Source organism: Pseudoalteromonas sp. J010, from assembly GCF_003934235.1.
GTDB lineage: Bacteria > Pseudomonadota > Gammaproteobacteria > Enterobacterales > Alteromonadaceae > Pseudoalteromonas > Pseudoalteromonas peptidolytica.
Genome location: NZ_RDBW01000015.1, coordinates 1 through 17,428 on the forward strand (window position 1 = coordinate 1; position 17,428 = coordinate 17,428).

General features: G+C 42.2%; 13 protein-coding genes. All 13 read right to left on the reverse strand.

The features are described from left to right. Positions 1-643 precede the first annotated feature (643 nt). Positions 644-1,501, reverse strand: coding sequence for a tetratricopeptide repeat protein (locus EAG18_RS09615; RefSeq protein WP_125252170.1), 858 nt, complete (start codon positions 1,499-1,501; stop codon positions 644-646). A gap of 77 nt (positions 1,502-1,578) precedes the next feature. Then, positions 1,579-3,501 carry a DNA topoisomerase III gene (locus EAG18_RS09620; protein ID WP_125252171.1) on the reverse strand — a complete coding sequence of 641 codons (1,923 nt, stop codon included), beginning with the start codon at positions 3,499-3,501 and terminating at the stop codon, positions 1,579-1,581. 101 nt (positions 3,502-3,602) lie between these two features. Continuing rightward, on the reverse strand, positions 3,603-5,717 hold the full coding sequence (locus tag EAG18_RS09625) for a methyl-accepting chemotaxis protein (RefSeq protein ID WP_125252172.1): 2,115 nt from the start codon (positions 5,715-5,717) through the stop codon (positions 3,603-3,605). Between the two features lie 455 nt (positions 5,718-6,172). After that, complete coding sequence (locus EAG18_RS09630) at positions 6,173-6,499, reverse strand: Na+/H+ antiporter subunit G (protein WP_125252173.1); 327 nt, start codon at positions 6,497-6,499, stop codon at positions 6,173-6,175. A gap of 13 nt (positions 6,500-6,512) precedes the next feature. Further along, a complete protein-coding gene (locus EAG18_RS09635; protein ID WP_010370838.1) occupies positions 6,513-6,782 on the reverse strand; it encodes a K+/H+ antiporter subunit F in 270 nt (89 codons plus the stop codon). Further along, on the reverse strand, positions 6,776-7,312 hold the full coding sequence (locus EAG18_RS09640) for a Na+/H+ antiporter subunit E (RefSeq protein WP_125252174.1): 537 nt from the start codon (positions 7,310-7,312) through the stop codon (positions 6,776-6,778). The genes EAG18_RS09635 and EAG18_RS09640 overlap by 7 nt, the downstream gene beginning before the upstream one ends. Beyond that, entirely contained in the window at positions 7,313-8,827 is a 1,515-nt protein-coding gene (locus EAG18_RS09645) for a monovalent cation/H+ antiporter subunit D (protein WP_125252175.1), read from the reverse strand. Continuing rightward, entirely contained in the window at positions 8,824-9,165 is a 342-nt protein-coding gene (locus tag EAG18_RS09650; RefSeq protein ID WP_125252176.1) for a Na+/H+ antiporter subunit C, read from the reverse strand. Before EAG18_RS09650 ends, EAG18_RS09645 begins: the two co-directional genes overlap by 4 nt. Next, positions 9,165-11,957 (reverse strand): monovalent cation/H+ antiporter subunit A, encoded by a 2,793-nt coding sequence (locus EAG18_RS09655; protein WP_125252177.1) that lies wholly within the window; start codon positions 11,955-11,957, stop codon positions 9,165-9,167. Before EAG18_RS09655 ends, EAG18_RS09650 begins: the two co-directional genes overlap by 1 nt. Positions 11,958-12,160: 203 nt before the next feature. Next, complete coding sequence (locus EAG18_RS09660) at positions 12,161-13,288, reverse strand: hypothetical protein (RefSeq protein WP_125252178.1); 1,128 nt, start codon at positions 13,286-13,288, stop codon at positions 12,161-12,163. Next, the gene (gene nlpI / locus EAG18_RS09665) at positions 13,266-14,153 is read right to left on the reverse strand and encodes a lipoprotein NlpI (RefSeq protein ID WP_125252179.1); all 888 of its coding nucleotides are present in this window, start codon (positions 14,151-14,153) and stop codon (positions 13,266-13,268) included. Before nlpI ends, EAG18_RS09660 begins: the two co-directional genes overlap by 23 nt. 611 nt (positions 14,154-14,764) lie before the next feature. Then, positions 14,765-16,891: a polyribonucleotide nucleotidyltransferase gene (gene pnp / locus EAG18_RS09670; protein WP_125252180.1), complete on the reverse strand. Its 2,127-nt coding sequence runs from the start codon at positions 16,889-16,891 to the stop codon at positions 14,765-14,767. Positions 16,892-17,116: 225 nt separating this feature from the next. Further along, positions 17,117-17,386, reverse strand: coding sequence for a 30S ribosomal protein S15 (rpsO, locus tag EAG18_RS09675; RefSeq protein WP_125252181.1), 270 nt, complete (start codon positions 17,384-17,386; stop codon positions 17,117-17,119). Positions 17,387-17,428: the final 42 nt, after the last annotated feature.

Genomic DNA, 17,428 nt, shown 5'->3' on the forward strand with positions numbered 1-17,428 from the left:
AAACCTAAGTGTTTCATGCTCATTGAATTCTGATTTTGATACCTTTCGGTATCGAATTGACTGTGCTGAATAAACTATGTTTATTCTGTTGGTCACTCAGTTCAATTGAGACTCTAAATTTGTTTGCGTCATCTAGAGAACTAGACTCTGCTGTTAGAACTCAATCTGTACGAGTGCCCACACAGATGATTGCTTCATATTGTTAAAGAACATTTCCGGTTACCCGGCACGATGACTCATCATCGCTGCGCCRTTAGCGCTGAGGGTTGTGCATTCTAAGCATTCCCCACTTTTTGTCAACACTTAATTTTGATTTTCTTTCGAAGCATTCAAACTCAAGTTTTATTTGACTCCCGACTCGTTGGCTCGTTGCTTTTCAGCGTTGCTCCCCGTGTCGGTGGATGCGCATTATAGGGAGATCCGATTTAAGTGCAACCCTTTTTTAAAGAAAATTGCAAAAAAACGTTTGTTCGAGCAAAAAACACTCAAAACCCATTAAAATCCATACTAATGAAATGTTTCCTTCATAAAACTGTCATCCATTTCTTTAGAGGGATCATAAGTATTGATCAAATTTGCTAGGATGCAAGATACAACTGAATAATTTTTCAGCTGTATCTCAAGACTCGGTTAGCTTCGCTTTTTAGTACAGGAGGCTATATAGCTTTCGACGGTACTGTGAAGCAACACTATCGCCATCTGGAAGTGAAGCGATAATATCTAAAAACCCCTTTTTTGCTTCACCAAAGTTCATGTCTTTCTTAAGTACCACCAGTAAACTTGCCAATGCCTCTTCTGTTTTACCTACATCTAGCTGAGCTTGAGCTAACTGGCAACGTAAGTCCAAAGATTCTGGTTCAGCCACCAATGCTTGCTCTAGGCGTCTTACCTCTGGTGAATCCTGTGCTGCGGTAGCTTGCGCTAGTTTGGCAACTAAATTGTGGTAATAAGGGTCTCGTTCTTCGTCATTAATGGAATCTAACAGAGCCTGCGCTTCATCAAATTTTTTAATTTGTATGCAGATATCGGAAAACACCAATTTGACTCGAGTATTTCTACTATCGATGTCATACGCTTTTTTTGCATACACAAAGGCATTGTTTAGATCATCTTCTGCTAAAAATTGCTTAGCTTGGTCTAGTAATATTAGTTCAGGCGATGGTAAGTGAGCCGACAACGCTTCTTTTATTTCTTCTTCAGTTTTTACACCTGGTAACATATCGACCGGTGCTCCACCTTTTAAAACCACGATGGTAGGTAAAGCTTGTAAGCCAATTTGTTGAGCAAGCTGAGAGGCTAGAGCTTGCTGAACATCACAATCAATAACACCAATCGTGATATGCTCACTATATGTCGCAGCAATCCCCTCTAATATTTGGTCCTGCTGAACACATTCGGGATTTTGGCCACTATAAAATGTCAACAGTAGCACTTTCTCAGGGTTTGGGTCTGTTATTACTTGCTGAATATTTTCAGGGGTAAGTTGGATTTTATTGCTCATGCTCTGTTATCTGTATAAATAATTAATATGGTTGATATAGTGGCAATATCTGAATTTACAACTACGAGCATAAACAATTATGTAGAGCTTGGCTTTCTCTTTCGAGTAAATTTCCTCTTTTTTCCTCCGCGCTTTTTCAATGCCATTGTCGGTACTTCTTTTAGCGCAGTTATATTTATAGACTGAGCACTATCAATAAAAACACTCAGCTCGTCACGAAGTGGCTGCATAAATTGGTTATAGGAGGTTTCTTTGTTGGCAATCTTTCCAAGCAATGATTCCCAAAGCGCAGTCCTATCTGGTAATGAGAGCGACTCTGGTAAAGTTTGAATAAATGCTTTGCCAAGCGCCGTAGAGTATATCGTTTTACCGTCTCGTCGCAGAAACTGCCTTTTAAATAATAACTCAATAATCCCAGCTCGAGTTGCTTCTGTTCCAAGTCCATCCGTATCTTTCAATACCTTTTTAATTGATTGATCAGATACAAACCGTGCAATGCCTGTCATTGCACCAAGTAGACTTGCTTCAGTGTAATGTTTTGGCGGCTGAGTTTGCTTCTCTTTCACCTCTCCTTTGTCACATAGTAGCTGCTCCCCTATTTGCAACTCTGGTAAAAGACTTTCCTTCTCTGTTTCTGGTTTTTTATATAGAACTTTAAAACCTTTATCTATTACTTGCTTGGCTTGTGCTTTGAATTGGCCTCCACCGATCTCTAATTCAACCTGAGTTTCATTGTAGCGATATGGGTGAAAGAATTGCGCTAAGTATTGTACCGAGATAAGTTGATAAACTTGCAGTTCTTGATAACCAAGTTGCGCACTGCGAAGCTTTTTAGTTGTTGGAATGATCGCGTGATGCGCTTCGACTTTTTTATCATTCCAGCACGCTCCTTTTTGGCTCATGTCTGCTAACTTAACGTATTTGCTTTCCAACCCCTGATTATGTTCTGCCGCGCAAACCACTTGCTCTCTTTCAGCAAAGTGCTCTTTTGGTAGATAACGGTTATCTGATCTGGGGTATGTGATCAGTTTATGTTTCTCATAGAGTGTTTGACAAATATCCAGCACTTGCTGAGCAGATAAACCGTAGCGTTTATTTGCATCAATCTGTAAAGAAGAAAGGTTGTAGGGTAATGGTGGATTTATCTTTTTGGGTTTTGTTTCAACTTGCTTTACCGTTGCTTGCTTTTTATTGATCCGAGCAGCGACATTTTCGGCCAAAGCTTTTACCAAGACACGCCCATCTTCATCCATATAAGGCTTACATGCTTCACTTGGCACCCACTTAGCTTCAAAAATTCCCCAATCCGGTTTATTGATGTGTGCAATCACTTCATAAAAGGGTTTAGATACAAAGCTCTCAATTTCGAGATCCCTTCTAACAACCAAGCCGAGTACCGGAGTTTGCACTCTGCCAACCGACAAAACAGTATTCACACCCGCTTTTTGCCCAGCCAGCGTAAATGCTCTGGTTAGATTCATACCAAAGAGCCAATCGGCTCGAGCTCTTGCAAGCGCAGACACACTTAAAGGGATAAATTCTTGGTTGGAACGTGTTGAGGCCAGTGCCTTTTTCACGGCTTGTGGATTCAAGTCACTGATCAACAAGCGTTGAATCGTTGCTCTTTTTTGCTCTGGCAGCGATACGTATTGAAATACTTCGTCTACAAGCAGCTGCCCTTCTCTATCGGGATCTCCTGCATGATATATTTCGTCAGCTTTTGTGAGTAATCGTTTTAATGTAGTAAGCTGCTTTTTTGTTTTAGCTTTTGCTYTAAACTGCCATTGCGCTGGCATGATTGGTAGATCATGAAACTGCCACTTTTTATACTTAGCGTCATAATCTTCAGGCTCAGCTTGCTCAAGTAAGTGGCCAATACACCAAGAAACCACATCACCGTTGGCAAGCTCTATGTATCCATCTTGTTTTTTGTGAGGTTTTGGCAAAACATCTGCAATTGCTCTGCCTAAAGAAGGTTTTTCAGCGATATATAGTTTCATGATTATATTAACTGTATATAGATACAGTTAATATAATCAATTTTTTCGAGAAAGGCCATAACTATCAAGTGACTGCTACAACCTTCCACGATTGCCTTTACTTAAGTTCTCAACAAGTTCAACTGCTTATGCTTTTGCTCAACTATTTGTGTCATAGAACTTGCAGCTAGCTCTACTTCATCCGCAAATTGAGATAGCTCTGCCGCCGCATCTGAGATCCCTGTGGTATTTGTGTTAATTTCCTCCGTAACCATACTTTGCTCCTCTGCTGCTGTCGCTATCTGAGTTACTTCGTTAGAAATGCTGGTAAGCTCTCCTACTAGTGTGCTCATTAACCGCGCTGACTCTTGGCAGTAACTCACTGCGTCTTCGCCTAATTTTACAGAGCTTTCAATTATTCGACCGGAATTTGCAACTTCGCTTTGCAAGTTATCTATAAGCTTACTTATATCGTCTGTTGACGCTTGAGTTTTCGATGCCAAAGCTCTAACTTCATCAGCAACAACCGCAAAGCCACGCCCCTGCTCTCCTGCTCTCGCGGCTTCAATTGCCGCATTCAAAGCAAGCAAGTTAGTTTGTTCAGCGATTGCTCTGATCACTTCGAGTATTTTTGAAATATCATCGCTACGTTCCGATACTTTAACCACAGCTTGTTTTGCATCAATAACTTGATCCGCCATTGATTGTACGGTTTCAGTCGTTTTAATAATGCTTTGCTCGCTTTGTTGAACTTGGTCTGCCGCTTGGTTAGTACTGGCTGCCGCCTTCTCGGACGCCCTTGCGACCTCTGAGGCTGTCGCACTTAATTCGTTAATCGCGGTTACAACGCTGTCGATTTCTAAATGCTGATTCGCAACTTTATTTTTGATATTAATAGCAGCTTCTGTAGTGCGATGAGACTGTTCATAAGAAGACTCCGCAAGCCCTTTAAGATCATCAATCATATTTCTGAGCTTTTCGGTAAAGCGATTAAAGCCTTGAGCTAATGCGATAAGCTCTGCATGATGGCTTACTTCTAATTCGTGCGTTAGATCTCCCTCGCTAGATGCTAAGTTCTCTACCCGTTTTTGAATATGAGTCAAAGGACCAATAATCGTGTTAACCAATACAAATGCAATCGCGATCCCTATTGCTGCGATCACCACTCCAATTGTCAGCATCCAGCGTCCTACAGAGTTAGCTGACTCCTCTAATTGACTTTGCAAAGTAGTAGCAGACTCGAGTGCTATCGCTTTCGGTAATTCAATGACCAAAGACCAGGTTGTATTGGGTAACTTGATATTGATTGGCACGGATACAACCAAGTCATTCTCTAAATCTTCAATACCAGATCCTTTGTGTAGCGACTGTAAAACGTCAGCACGCTCGGTAGTTGTTGACTCGGCCAGTGGGCGTGCAAGCTTGTCATAATGACTGGATCCGACCACAAGACCTAAATCACTCAGCAAGGTTACTTTAGCTGCTCCCGAATAAAGCGACTCAGATAGCTCGTCAACCAGCGTCTGGAAAATAGGCAAATTTACATCTACGCCGACCAGGCCTTTAAATTGACGATTAACAACAACAGGGACTGTAAGCGAGGTCATTAACATCTCGTTACCCGCTGATATTTCATATAAATATGGCTCCATGATACACGGCGCCACTTTATCTTTTGCGCAGAGATACCACTCAGCTTCACGCAAGCCAAATTCGTTGATTTTGTCACGGTATTTTTCTTCAGCAGACTCAACTTTTTGTTGCACAGGCCCTGTAGATTCTTGTGTAAAATAAAGCTCCAATGTTCCGGATTTAACGACTGAATGTGAAGCGCCTTCCGTAAAGCGAGTATCATCACCGTCATAACCGTTCGGCTCAAATTGTGCGTACATGGAAGAGACGAACCTATTTTGCTCAAGTGCACCAAATACCACTTCTTGAACTTGCTCTCGACTCAGTGGATGTTCCTTGGAAGTATGGGACAATATCCCAGCCAAAGTATAGGGTACTCTATAGGCTYCATTAACAAACCCTGAGACCCTTTGACCATATTGGTTGGCTTTTGCTACCAACCCTTGAGAAATTTCATCGTATATTGCTTGTTGAACTCCTTTGCTCTGCTTTGCATTTTCCTCCGCTAGATGAAACCACATCGTTGCCACTAATATAACAACTAAACTCGTTACTAATACTGTTACAAAAAATAAGAGTTTGTTTTTAATTGAAGCTTGTTTCATAACATTCCCAATTTTTAGCGTTTACATGCAAACGAATTGCACCATACATTCTTCTTAACTTGATAAAAATAGTTAACTTGAGCGCCGCACAATCAAAGCTTTCTAGTCGCCCGTTTTGTAAAAGCAATGAATTGAACATTTTTACCTGAACCACAAGTTACCCATACGTATTCTTATCGGCAAGTATGAAGTCTTGTTTAACTGTAGCAAAAAATTTAATAACGCACCGAGAATTATGCAGCTAGAAATACTACTTATTTGAAAGTAACGTATTGACTAGTAAATAGAAGATACATTTGAAACTGCTAAAGTTTAGCGCAACGCCAAAGGAGAGAAGATAATTTATTTTAATATGCTCGCCATGGTATTTAGACCAAGAGGCTACTTTTCAAGCAGTCTCTTGGTCTAAACGCCATTAATAGAAGCTGGTGGATGCTAAAAGTAGTGCCTAAGCACTACTTTTTTATTTTATCCTTACCCGTTGTTTTTTCATTACTAGGTAATCTGTGATGAATGGCCGACTTTATCAACATATAGCCTGAAATAGGGGCAGTAAGTAGCAAGAATATAGAAATTAGAATTTCTTTCACACTAATACCATCCGATGTTGTACTAAAATATACCATTGCAGAGGTTAGTAAGCATGYCATTCCTAACGTTGTTGCTTTTGTCGGGCCATGAAGGCGCATAAAAAAGTCAGGCATCTTCACCAGTCCAATTGAACCGACCAGAACAAAGGAACCTCCAAGTAACAATAATATAGAAATAATCCACTCTGACATTCTGTTGCCGCTCCTATTCAATAATGTCGCCACGTAACAAGTATTTACATACAGCTACTGTGCTCACAAAACCCAACATTGCAATCAGCAAGGCCGCTTCAAAGTAAAGTGCGGTCCCCATACTCATGCCGTATAAAATAATCAATGCAATTGTATTGATATACATTGTATCAAGCGCCAAGATCCTATCGGGAATAGATGGCCCGACAACTAACCGCCAAAGGTTCAGTAATAGAGATACACCTATCATAGCGAAGACAATGAGAATTACCGTTTCTAACATTCAAAGATCTCCTTTAGAGGCTTTTCATAGCGCGATTTTATGGTGTCAATCAGTAACTGCTCATCTTTAAGATCAAGTACATGTATCAACAGGTACTTACGTTCTGAATGCTGTTTATCTCCCAGCGACTCAGGCCATGGATATACTTCTGCGCTTACGGTACCAGGCGTTAACGATACCGTGCTGGCTAAAATAGTGATGGGCATCGCTTGGTCAATGTCAAGCGGTACTAATACAAAGCCTGGCTGTAACTTTTTTGTTGGTCCTAAGATTTTTATCGCTACTTCTACATTTGCAGTGATAATGTCGTATAAAACCAGCAGCAAATGAGTAACTGCACGCCAAGGTCTTATTATTAACGGTTGTTTTGTTCTGAAGCGATAGGTGATTAGCGGGATAACTATCGCCAGTATGGTGCCCAAAATAATGTGTCCAGCTGAAACACTGTTATTCAGCAATAGCCACACCAAAAACAGTAGCAAACTGCGAAACGGCGTAGGTAGCCATTTAAATCGAGCTTCTAATCGCATTTATTTCGCTCCTTTTAACACTGCATTTGTCATGCTAGAAAAGTCATGCAAAGAATTTGCTGCTGAGAGTGCATAGTCAGTCAACGACCCAGCAAAAATGACCATTAATGGAGCACAAGTGATAAGTACAAGCACTGCGACTATTTGCGCTGGATGCGCGTTGTCAGCAGAATGTGTATCCGCTTTACCTGTATGATGCCAAAACACTGTACTACCAGCTTTAGAGACACTGACCAAGACGGCCAAACTGACCAACAAGTACACTCCCCAGAACCAGTAAGTGTGACTCGATTCAAGCGTTGATTTTAAGATCCATACTTTGCCGATGAAGCCTGATAATGGTGGCATACCGATAACAGTAATTGCTGCGATAGCAAAGAAGATACCGAGCAACATGGGTTGAGATACAGGACGACCAGCGGTTATTCTATCTCCGACTTTCCCTCTTTGTTTGCCAATTAAATCGGCGATCAAAAAGAGTGCTGCTGACACTAAGGTTGAGTGCACCAGATAGTAAATTGCGGCGGCGCTACTATTTACTGATTGTACCGCCACTAATGCCACCAAAGTGCCGACAGACACTACTACCAAATTGGCTGACAATTTACGTAAATCTTGACTTGCAAGTACACCTATTCCACCCATGATTATCGTTGCTAATGCAAGCCACCAAAGCCACTCTTGCGCCATGTGGCTTAACTCACCAGCTTGGTCTCCAAATACTAAGGTATAAACGCGCATCATCGAATATACGCCCACTTTTGTCATTATGGCGAACAGTGCTGCAACAACCGGCAATGCCGTGGCATAAGTATTAGGTAACCAGAGATGTAGCGGTAACAATGCACCTTTGAGAGCAAATACGACAAGTAGCAGAAGGCCGCCAATTTTTGCAAGATATACATCATCGCCCTGCAAGAAAGTGATTTTATATGCCATATCAGCCATGTTAAGCGTGCCCAGCACACCATACAAAATACCTAAGGCAATCAAAAATACCGAAGAGCCAACTAAATTTAGAATAACATATTGTAACGAGGCGCGCGTATTGTGCTTGTCGCCTCCATGCATCAGCAAGGCATAGGAAGCAATCAACAAAATTTCAAAAAATACGAATAAATTGAATGCGTCACCAGTTAAAAACGCACCATTTACGCCCATCACTAAAAAATGCAGCAATGGATGGAAGAAGCTGCCCTTTTCATCATCTCCAGCACAGCTATATAGTGAGCAAACGAAACAAAGCAGCGCTGTTAAACTTACCAACAAAGCCGAGAGCTGATCTGCAACTAACACGATGCCAAATGGGGCTTGCCAGTTGCCTATTGCATAAACTTGAATTCCAGTCTGATCCACATGCAGTAAAAGCGACACGCATACTGCAAATGTAACCAATGACATAATTACGGAAACTTTACGTCTAATGTCTACATTTTTTCCACAAGGAGGCATAAGCAGGATCACCCCTGCTAGCATTGGCAATAATACCGGTAAAGAGGTCAAATGTTGGATCATGCTTTACCCTTTTTCTCAGGAACAATGCCATTGACGTGGTCATTCCCCAAATCAGAACGCCCACGGATAGCTAAAATCACTACAAACGCAGTCATCGCAAAACCGATAACGATAGCCGTAAGCACTAAAGCTTGTGGCAATGGATCTGCATAATCGCTACTGTAACCAAGCACAGCTGCCTTATTTAATGTTAACCGGCCTGATGCAAACAAGAATAAATTCACGGCATAGGACAACATCGTTAAGCCCAGTACCACAGGGAATGTTCTTGCTCTTAAAATTAAAAATACGCCGCAGGCAACTAACAGGCCTACGCACGATGCGTATAGCAATTCCATTATATATTCACCTCTTCTTTAGGCGCATTTGCCGTTACTTTTCCTAGGCTTGCCAAAATCATTAATGTTGCACCAACCACTGTTATGTAAACACCGAGGTCAAACGCAATCGCGCTGGCAAGTTCAGTTTTACCAACCAGAGGTATATCAAAATAATCAAACCAAGATGTTAAGAATGGGCGGTCAAAGAACCAACTCCCCACACCAGTTGCGAGTGAAATAGCGATACCCGTTGCGATAATCTTTCGATAATTCACATCAAAGCGCTCAGCTATCCAATTTGAGCCATGTGCAATGTACTGCAAAATAAAGGCTATTGCGGTAACAAGCCCTGCGATAAATCCACCACCAGGCAGGTTGTGACCACGCAAGAAAATATAAACCGACACAAGTAACGCAAGCGGCAATAGGCTTTGTGAGATACTTGCTAGCAATAAAGGATACTTCTCTTTAGCCCAAGGCCTACCCTCACTATCGCTACCAGGCATAAATAGTGGAAGATTAATAAGCAATTTATAAATGCCAAGTGCCGCGATACCTAGTACTGTAATTTCGCCCAGCGTATCAAAACCACGGAAGTCCACTAAGATGACGTTAACAACATTCGTACCGCCACCGCCTACTTTCGCGTTTGCGATAAAGAACTCTGAAATACTATCCAGAGGCCTTGTGATCAACGCATAACTAATGCTCCCGATGATCACACCAATGGCTGAAGCTATCCCTAAATCACGTAACACCCGAATAGAGCTAGACTCTTTTGGCGTCCTTTGTGGTAAGAAGAATAACGCCAGCATTAGTAGAATTATAGTTACGACCTCTACTGTTAACTGAGTTAAGGCTAGATCAGGAGCTGAGAAACGCGTAAAGGCAACCGATACCATTAAACCAACGACAGAAATCATTAATAGTGCGACCATACGAGTACGGTGCCAAATCACGGTTCCTATCGCACCAATCATTAATAACCCTGCACCAATCGCATTGTGAACATCAATGGGCGTTGGCTCCATATTTCCAACCAGCTGCGACATTTCAAATAATGGCCAACCAGCACTTACTAGCACTACAATGAACATCAGCATTAAGTAACGCTGAAGTGAGCCATTTTCAATTGCGTTGATGCGTGCACGGCTCCATGAAACGATGTTATACATGGTGCGCTCAAAGACTTTTTTGGCATTCATCGGTGGCAGTGAAGCTTGGAATTGAAATAGGTATTTACGTTGTGTGTAAATGAATAAGCCACCGCAAACAGCTAAGCCACTCATTAATAAAGGCAGATTAAAACCATGCCAGATTGCAATCTCAAACACAGGCGCGGCTTCGCCAAGTACAGCACTTGATGCCGTTTTCAACATTCCGTCCACAACAAAATTTGGGAACATACCAACAATCAAGCACAATGCCACAAGTATTTCGATAGGAAAACGCATATACCTTGGCGCTTCATGTGGCTCTTTTGGTAAGTCAATAGGTTCACCGTTAAAGAAAACATCGTGAATAAACCGTGCTGAATATGCCACCGAAAACGCACCCGCAACTGTCGCCAAGATAGGTATCAACCAAGACATTGAACCAAGCAATTGCTGATGTAGCGTTTCAGCAAAGAACATCTCTTTGGATAGGAAGCCATTCAATAAAGGAACTCCCGCCATAGCCGATGCCGCAACCATCGCCAACGTCGCAGTATATGGCATAAATCGCCACATACCATTGAGCTTACGCATATCACGAGTACCAGTCTCGTGATCGATGATTCCGGTAGCCATAAATAGCGATGCTTTAAATGTCGCGTGATTAATGATGTGGAATACCGCCGCAACTGTTGCAAGCTCAGTGTCTAAGCCGAGCAACAAAGTGATTAAGCCCAGGTGGCTAATCGTTGAAAACGCCAGAAGGCCTTTTAGATCATGTTTAAATAACGCAATATAGGCACCAACGAGCAGCGTTGCTAAGCCAGTTAAGCCTACGAGAATAAACCACAGCTCTGTACCCGCTAGCGCAGGATAAAAGCGTGCTAGTAAGAATATACCTGCTTTTACCATAGTTGCAGAATGTAAATAGGCACTGACAGGTGTTGGCGCAGCCATCGCGTGTGGCAACCAAAAGTGAAATGGAAACTGCGCTGATTTTGTGAATGCACCCAGTAACACAAGGATCAAAGCAACTTCATACAAAGCATGTGATTGAATAAGCTCTCTGCTGGACAAGATAACATCAAGGTTATAGCTTCCAACAATATCACCGATGAGCATAAGGCCCGCAAGCAGTGCTAATCCGCCGCCGCCAGTAATCGCCAGTGCCATCTTCGCACCCTTACGCGCTTCAGATTTATGCCACCAATAGCTAATAAGTAAAAATGAGCTAATACTGGTAAGCTCCCAAAAGAGCCACAACTGCAACACATTATTGGACATTACAATACCAAGCATAGCTGTCATAAAGAGCATCAGATAAGCATACAGCTTGGGCATTGAGTCGTTGGCGCTTAGGTAATATCTGGCATAAAAGATAACCAGCATACCAATACCTAAGATCATAAAGACAAACAACAGTGCCAAGCCATCGAGTCTGAAGGCAATGTTGATATCGAGAAGCGGAACCCATTCGAATGTCGATCGAATAGTTTCTCCTGCAAAAACAGCAGGCGCATGGTCAATAGCGAGTAAAAGTGCCAATGCTGGCGCTACTAAGGTTATAGCAGTTGACTGATTACGAGAGAGCTTTCCCGTGAATGCAGAGATAAAACTGCCAATTAAGGATAGCAAGGGTATCCAAAATAAAGTCATAGATGAAACCTTTTATTTGCGTCGTTATGGCTCGTTTCGGTTAACATGCTGATGCGCCCTCCAAGTTGGAGCAATCGGTACACGTTCACCACACGTACATGAACCCTGTTATACTTGATTAGTGTTTGAGTTGTCTAGGGTTTCACTTTCTAGCTGATGCTATTTTAGACAACCTTAACAAACTATTCAGAATAAATTCAAAATTATTCGGCAGAATTAACCGCTAAGTTATCTTTGGAACGCTGTGAATTCAGCACTAAGAGCCATTTCTTACGGTAGGTTTCATTTAATTTGATTGATTGATATTCAAGTAAAGAATGTACTTTAGATGGCTTGTATGACGGCAATTTACCATGCTCGCACGTGCGACTGGGCACCCAATTGTTTGGTGCTTGTTCACCAACGTAAAGATTTGGTGCCTTATGGCCTGAATTGGCGCATAACCATTTTGCCTTTTCAGTGGCGACAGGGTATTCATCCTCAAAACCGCTAAAGTGCATCAGCTCATGAATAAACGTGTTATAGGTACTATCAGGCGTTAAAGTCATCGTGTGATGACGTACATTAGCTAAACCATCACGAGCCATTAATACCAGATGGTCATAATGTGCAAAAGTATCGCTATTTTGCAATTTACATGTCGCAAAGCCTCGGTATTTCTCGCAATTTAACTTTTCAGCAACATAAATCGGTCTTGATAGGCAATATACTCCCCTCTTTGGCTCTGGTCTTAGCTCGAAAGCACGCTTTAGCACCTGCAGATGATGCAGCCCCTCAAGATCACTGGCAATAAGTGCTAACGTAAACTGGCAAGATTGTGATCCCCATTGCATTTGAGAACTTAGTTGAAATGGCGCTAAAAGTGCACTTTGTGAAAATGAGCTAACTGGCTTACCGCGCCAAACTTGCAGCAAAGTAGTAAATTCCTCGCTCAATGTGTAACGAGTCGACAGCGCTTGTAATGTGTCAAAAGCTCCCTGCTTCACGATGTCGTGCAGCAGTGCCTGTCGTTGTGTTTGACTAAAACGCCCCCAAGCATCTAACAGAAAAAGCTCCGCTTTAATCATTTGACTAGCATCAAGTATTCTTTTAAGACGCTCAAATTCCCAATTAGGCTGCTGCAATCTCGCGATTGTGTTGAGTAATTTATCCGTTGCATGTTCTGGTGCGAGCTTGAACCTTGAGGCAATCTGAAAGTAGCTGGTGGGATTCGCCACAATGAGGCCAGATTGCTGCTCAGGCGACAGGTGTGCAAAGTTAGGGCTGCTAGAAACAAGCAGCCCTAATAAAATTGTTGATAGAAGAAAGTTAACTAGCGTCTGGTTCTTCATCTAAGCGAGCAAGCAAGTCAAGCTCTAAACGAGCATATTTATGCTCAACAAACTCAAAAACATTAGTCGCAAGCGCAAGTTTGAAATAATTAATGGCTGAAGCGGTATCTCCTGTCGCCTGAGCTTGCTTTGCCRAATAAAAATAGGCCTCACATAAACGTTGTGCGTATTCTTCTTGTGTACTTACACCTTCAGCAATTTGCGCCAAAAACTGTGGCTCAGACAAGGTGCCTAGATAAAGCTCCACGAGTTGAGAAGACCATTCATTTGGATCCAGTGACTCGCTATTCGCCGACAATGTTTGTTTTGCAAGCTCGGGATCCACTTGAGACTGAGCCAAGTACAACCACATTATCCGATATGCGTCTTTGGGCGCCCGTGCTAAAAATGCCTTAAAGTCTTGTACTGCTAATGCTGGTCTTTCGCCATAATATAGTGCAATACCTCGATTCAGGTAGGCGTACTCATGCTGTTCATCAAGCTCCAACACCGCATCAAACATTTCGTAGGCACGACCATAGTTTTGCTCTAAGGTCTGGTGAATACCCAAAAAGTTATACACCTCAGCCAAGTCAGGTTTAAGTTGCACCGCACGGTTAAAATCGATACGCGCAAGTGTCTGTAACCCTATGCTATCGTATAGCATACCCCTGTTATAAAGCAGCTGAGCACGCTGTTCTACCGCCATATCAGGCTGTAACAGTAGCTCGTTGAATCGAGCAATGGCAATTTCATTTCGAAAATTTGCCTGAAGTGGCACTGCAAGCGGAACATTTACAATGTTTTTAGTGGCCTCTGGTGGTGTGCTTTTACATCCAACCAGCCCTAATAGCATCAATGGCACAACTATATTCGCTAACTTCATTTCCTTCCTCATTCAATGGCATTCGCCCGTTTAGAGCCGCTATATCGGTTTGCTTAATTAAATTTTATATTTTAAAGCGATAAAATATTGCCAATAAAACCGCTTCCCAACTCAGCCAACGCCAAAGTATCTATGACCACATAAAAAAGCAATAGCGTTGCAACCTAGTTACTCACTAAAAGCTCCTTTTACTCTGCTGGCGTAAGCTCTCTCAAAATGAGCGAGTATTAAGCAAAATAGCATTACTAAATCACCAATATTACCTATTATACGATTTAGCTGTAACCTCTATAGACTAGGTAAAGCCTGTTTTGTTTCATTATTTTATATTAATTTGCTTAATTACGTGAGCTATTTTGAGGTGCAAGAGCCATGTCGATAACATCGTTACCACCGCTTATACCGGCAAGGTGCACTCGTTATTATACCTATGATCTTAATTAAGTGGTCTATCTTGAGGCGAGAAAATCTCGTCAATCAGTAGGCAAAAATTTTGCTATTTAGTTGTTCTAAATAAGAAATTTCTAACGCTGTTAACATCATCTGCGCATAAAAAAAGGGGCCATTCAGCCCCTTTGCACTTCTAATCTACGTAAAAAGTAATGTTTAAATTACTCTGCGCCTTCTTCTTTTGGCTGCTCAGCGTTAGACTCTAGTGCTTCTTTGATACTTAAACGTACACGACCTTGACGGTCTACCTCTAATACCTTAACTCTTACTTCTTGGCCTACAGTTAAGTGATCAGACACGTTATTTACACGCTCTGTGCTGATCTGTGAGATGTGTACTAAGCCATCTTTGCCAGGAAGTACATTAACGAATGCGCCAAAGTCAACGATACGGATAACTTTACCAGTGTAAAGCGTACCTACTTCAAGTTCAGCTGTAAGGGCTTCGATACGTGAGATAGCTGCTTTTGCGCTATTACCATTCGTTGCAGCGATCTTGATTGTACCGTCGTCTTCAATTTCAATCGTTGTGTCTGTTTCTTCAGTAAGCTGACGAATTGTCGCACCACCTTTACCGATAACTTCAGCAATCTTCTTCGCTGGGATCTTCATCGTGTAGATACGTGGAGCAAATTCAGATAACTCTTCTGAAGGCGCAGCAATCGCTTGATCCATCACACCTAGGATGTGTAGTCGAGCCGCTTTCGCTTGGCGAAGTGCGATTTGCATGATTTCTTTGGTGATACCTTCAATCTTGATATCCATTTGTAGTGCAGTTACACCATTTGCTGTACCCGCTACTTTAAAGTCCATATCACCTAAGTGATCTTCGTCACCAAGGATGTCAGAAAGTACAACGAAATCTTCGCCTTCTTTTACTAGACCCATCGCGATACCAGCAACTGACGCTTTAACTGGAACACCTGCATTCATCAGCGCAAGTGAAGTACCACATACTGATGCCATTGAAGATGAACCGTTTGATTCAGTGATCTCAGATACTACACGCACTGAATATGGGAATTCAGCTAGAGTTGGCATCACTGCCGCAATACCACGCTTAGCTAGATTACCGTGGCCGATTTCGCGACGCTTAGGAGAGCCTACAAAACCCGTTTCACCTACACAAAATGGAGGGAAATTATAGTGCAGCATGAAGTGATGCTTGTGAGTACCTGTTAGGTCATCTAGCATCTGCGCGTCACGCTCAGTACCAAGAGTTGCTGTTACAAGTGCCTGAGTTTCACCACGAGTAAAAATTGCAGAGCCGTGAGTACGTGGCAGTACACCTGTCATTACGTCTAGTGCACGAACCATGTCTGGTTCACGACCGTCGATACGTTTTTCGCCAGCGATGATGCGGCTACGTACAATTTTCTTCTCAAGTGAGCTGAATTCTTTTCCTACCACTTGCTCATCTAGTGACTCGCCTTCAGCAACTTCAGCGCCTAGTTTTTCAATAACTTCTGCTTTTGCTTCAGAAAGTGCTTCTTTACGTGCAACTTTGTCAGTAATACGGTAAGCATCACCTACTTTTTGTTCAGCGATAGCCGCAACTTTTTCGGTAAGTGTTTGGTCTTTTTCAGGTGCAGTCCAATCCCATGCAGCTTTACCAGCTTCAGCGCGGAATTCTTCGATTGCTTTGATGATAGCTTGTGATTGCTCGTGACCGTATACAACAGCGCCAAGCATTTCTTCTTCAGTCAGTACTTCAGCTTCTGATTCAACCATTAATACTGCGTTTTCAGTACCAGCAACAACCAAGTCAAGCTTACTTGTCTCTAGCTCTTTAAGAGTTGGGTTTAGTACATATTGACCGTCGATGAAACCAACGCGCGCTGCACCTAGAGGACCATTAAATGGAATACCCGAGATAGCAAGTGCTGCCGACGTACCAATTAACGCAACGATATCTGGTTGAATTTCAGGGTTTACAGAAACCACTGTCGCGATAACCTGAACTTCGTTTACGAAGCCATCTGGGAATAGAGGACGAATTGGACGGTCGATAAGACGAGCAGTTAATGTCTCACCGTCTGAAGGACGACCTTCGCGCTTCAAAAAGCCGCCAGGGATACGACCCGCAGCATACATTTTTTCTTGGTAGTTAACAGTCAGCGGGAAAAAGTCTTGACCCGGTGCTGCTTCTCTTTTACCAACTACAGTAACAAGTACTGAAGTATCGCCAATGCTTGCAAGTACTGCTCCGTCAGCTTGACGCGCGATAGCACCTGTCTCTAGTGTCACCGTGTGTTGACCTAGTTGAAATTCTTTAATAATTGCTTGCACAATATTTTCCTTACTAAATTGTTTTTCAACGTCAACAGGGACCAATCACAGTCTTAAATAAACTCATCATAATTTATTTAAGCACTACAATTGGCAGACCAATTGACGCTTGTTTAAAAGTATTTTTAAACGACTGTAAGTATACTGATAGAACAGCCACAAAAAAAGGGGCTAATTAGCCCCTTTTTTGCTGTTGGACAAATTTCCAACAAGAAATCAAAAATATTAGCGACGTAGGCCAAGCTCTTTGATTAGTGCAGCATAACGCTCAACGTTCTTACCTTTTAGGTAATCAAGAAGGTTACGACGCTGGCTAACTTTACGTAGAAGACCACGACGTGAGTGGAAATCTTGCTTGTGGTTAGCGAAGTGACCTTGTAGCTTGTTGATGTCAGCAGTTAGAAGTGCAACTTGTACTTCTGGTGAACCTGTATCACCTTCTGCACGTGCGAACTTTGCTACGATTTCTGCTTTTTCTTGATTGCTTAGTGACATAATAACTCCAAAATAAGTTTAGTAATGCTTTAGCCGATCACT

Coding starts and splice junctions, on each gene's coding strand:
- EAG18_RS09615 (WP_125252170.1), bottom strand. CDS start 1,501: ATGAGCAATAAAATCCAACTTACCCCTGAAAATATTCAGCAAGTAATA.
- EAG18_RS09635 (WP_010370838.1), bottom strand. CDS start 6,782: ATGTTAGAAACGGTAATTCTCATTGTCTTCGCTATGATAGGTGTATCT.
- EAG18_RS09640 (WP_125252174.1), bottom strand. CDS start 7,312: ATGCGATTAGAAGCTCGATTTAAATGGCTACCTACGCCGTTTCGCAGT.
- EAG18_RS09645 (WP_125252175.1), bottom strand. CDS start 8,827: ATGATCCAACATTTGACCTCTTTACCGGTATTATTGCCAATGCTAGCA.
- EAG18_RS09650 (WP_125252176.1), bottom strand. CDS start 9,165: ATGGAATTGCTATACGCATCGTGCGTAGGCCTGTTAGTTGCCTGCGGC.
- EAG18_RS09655 (WP_125252177.1), bottom strand. CDS start 11,957: ATGACTTTATTTTGGATACCCTTGCTATCCTTAATTGGCAGTTTTATC.
- EAG18_RS09660 (WP_125252178.1), bottom strand. CDS start 13,288: ATGAAGAACCAGACGCTAGTTAACTTTCTTCTATCAACAATTTTATTA.
- rpsO (WP_125252181.1), bottom strand. CDS start 17,386: ATGTCACTAAGCAATCAAGAAAAAGCAGAAATCGTAGCAAAGTTCGCA.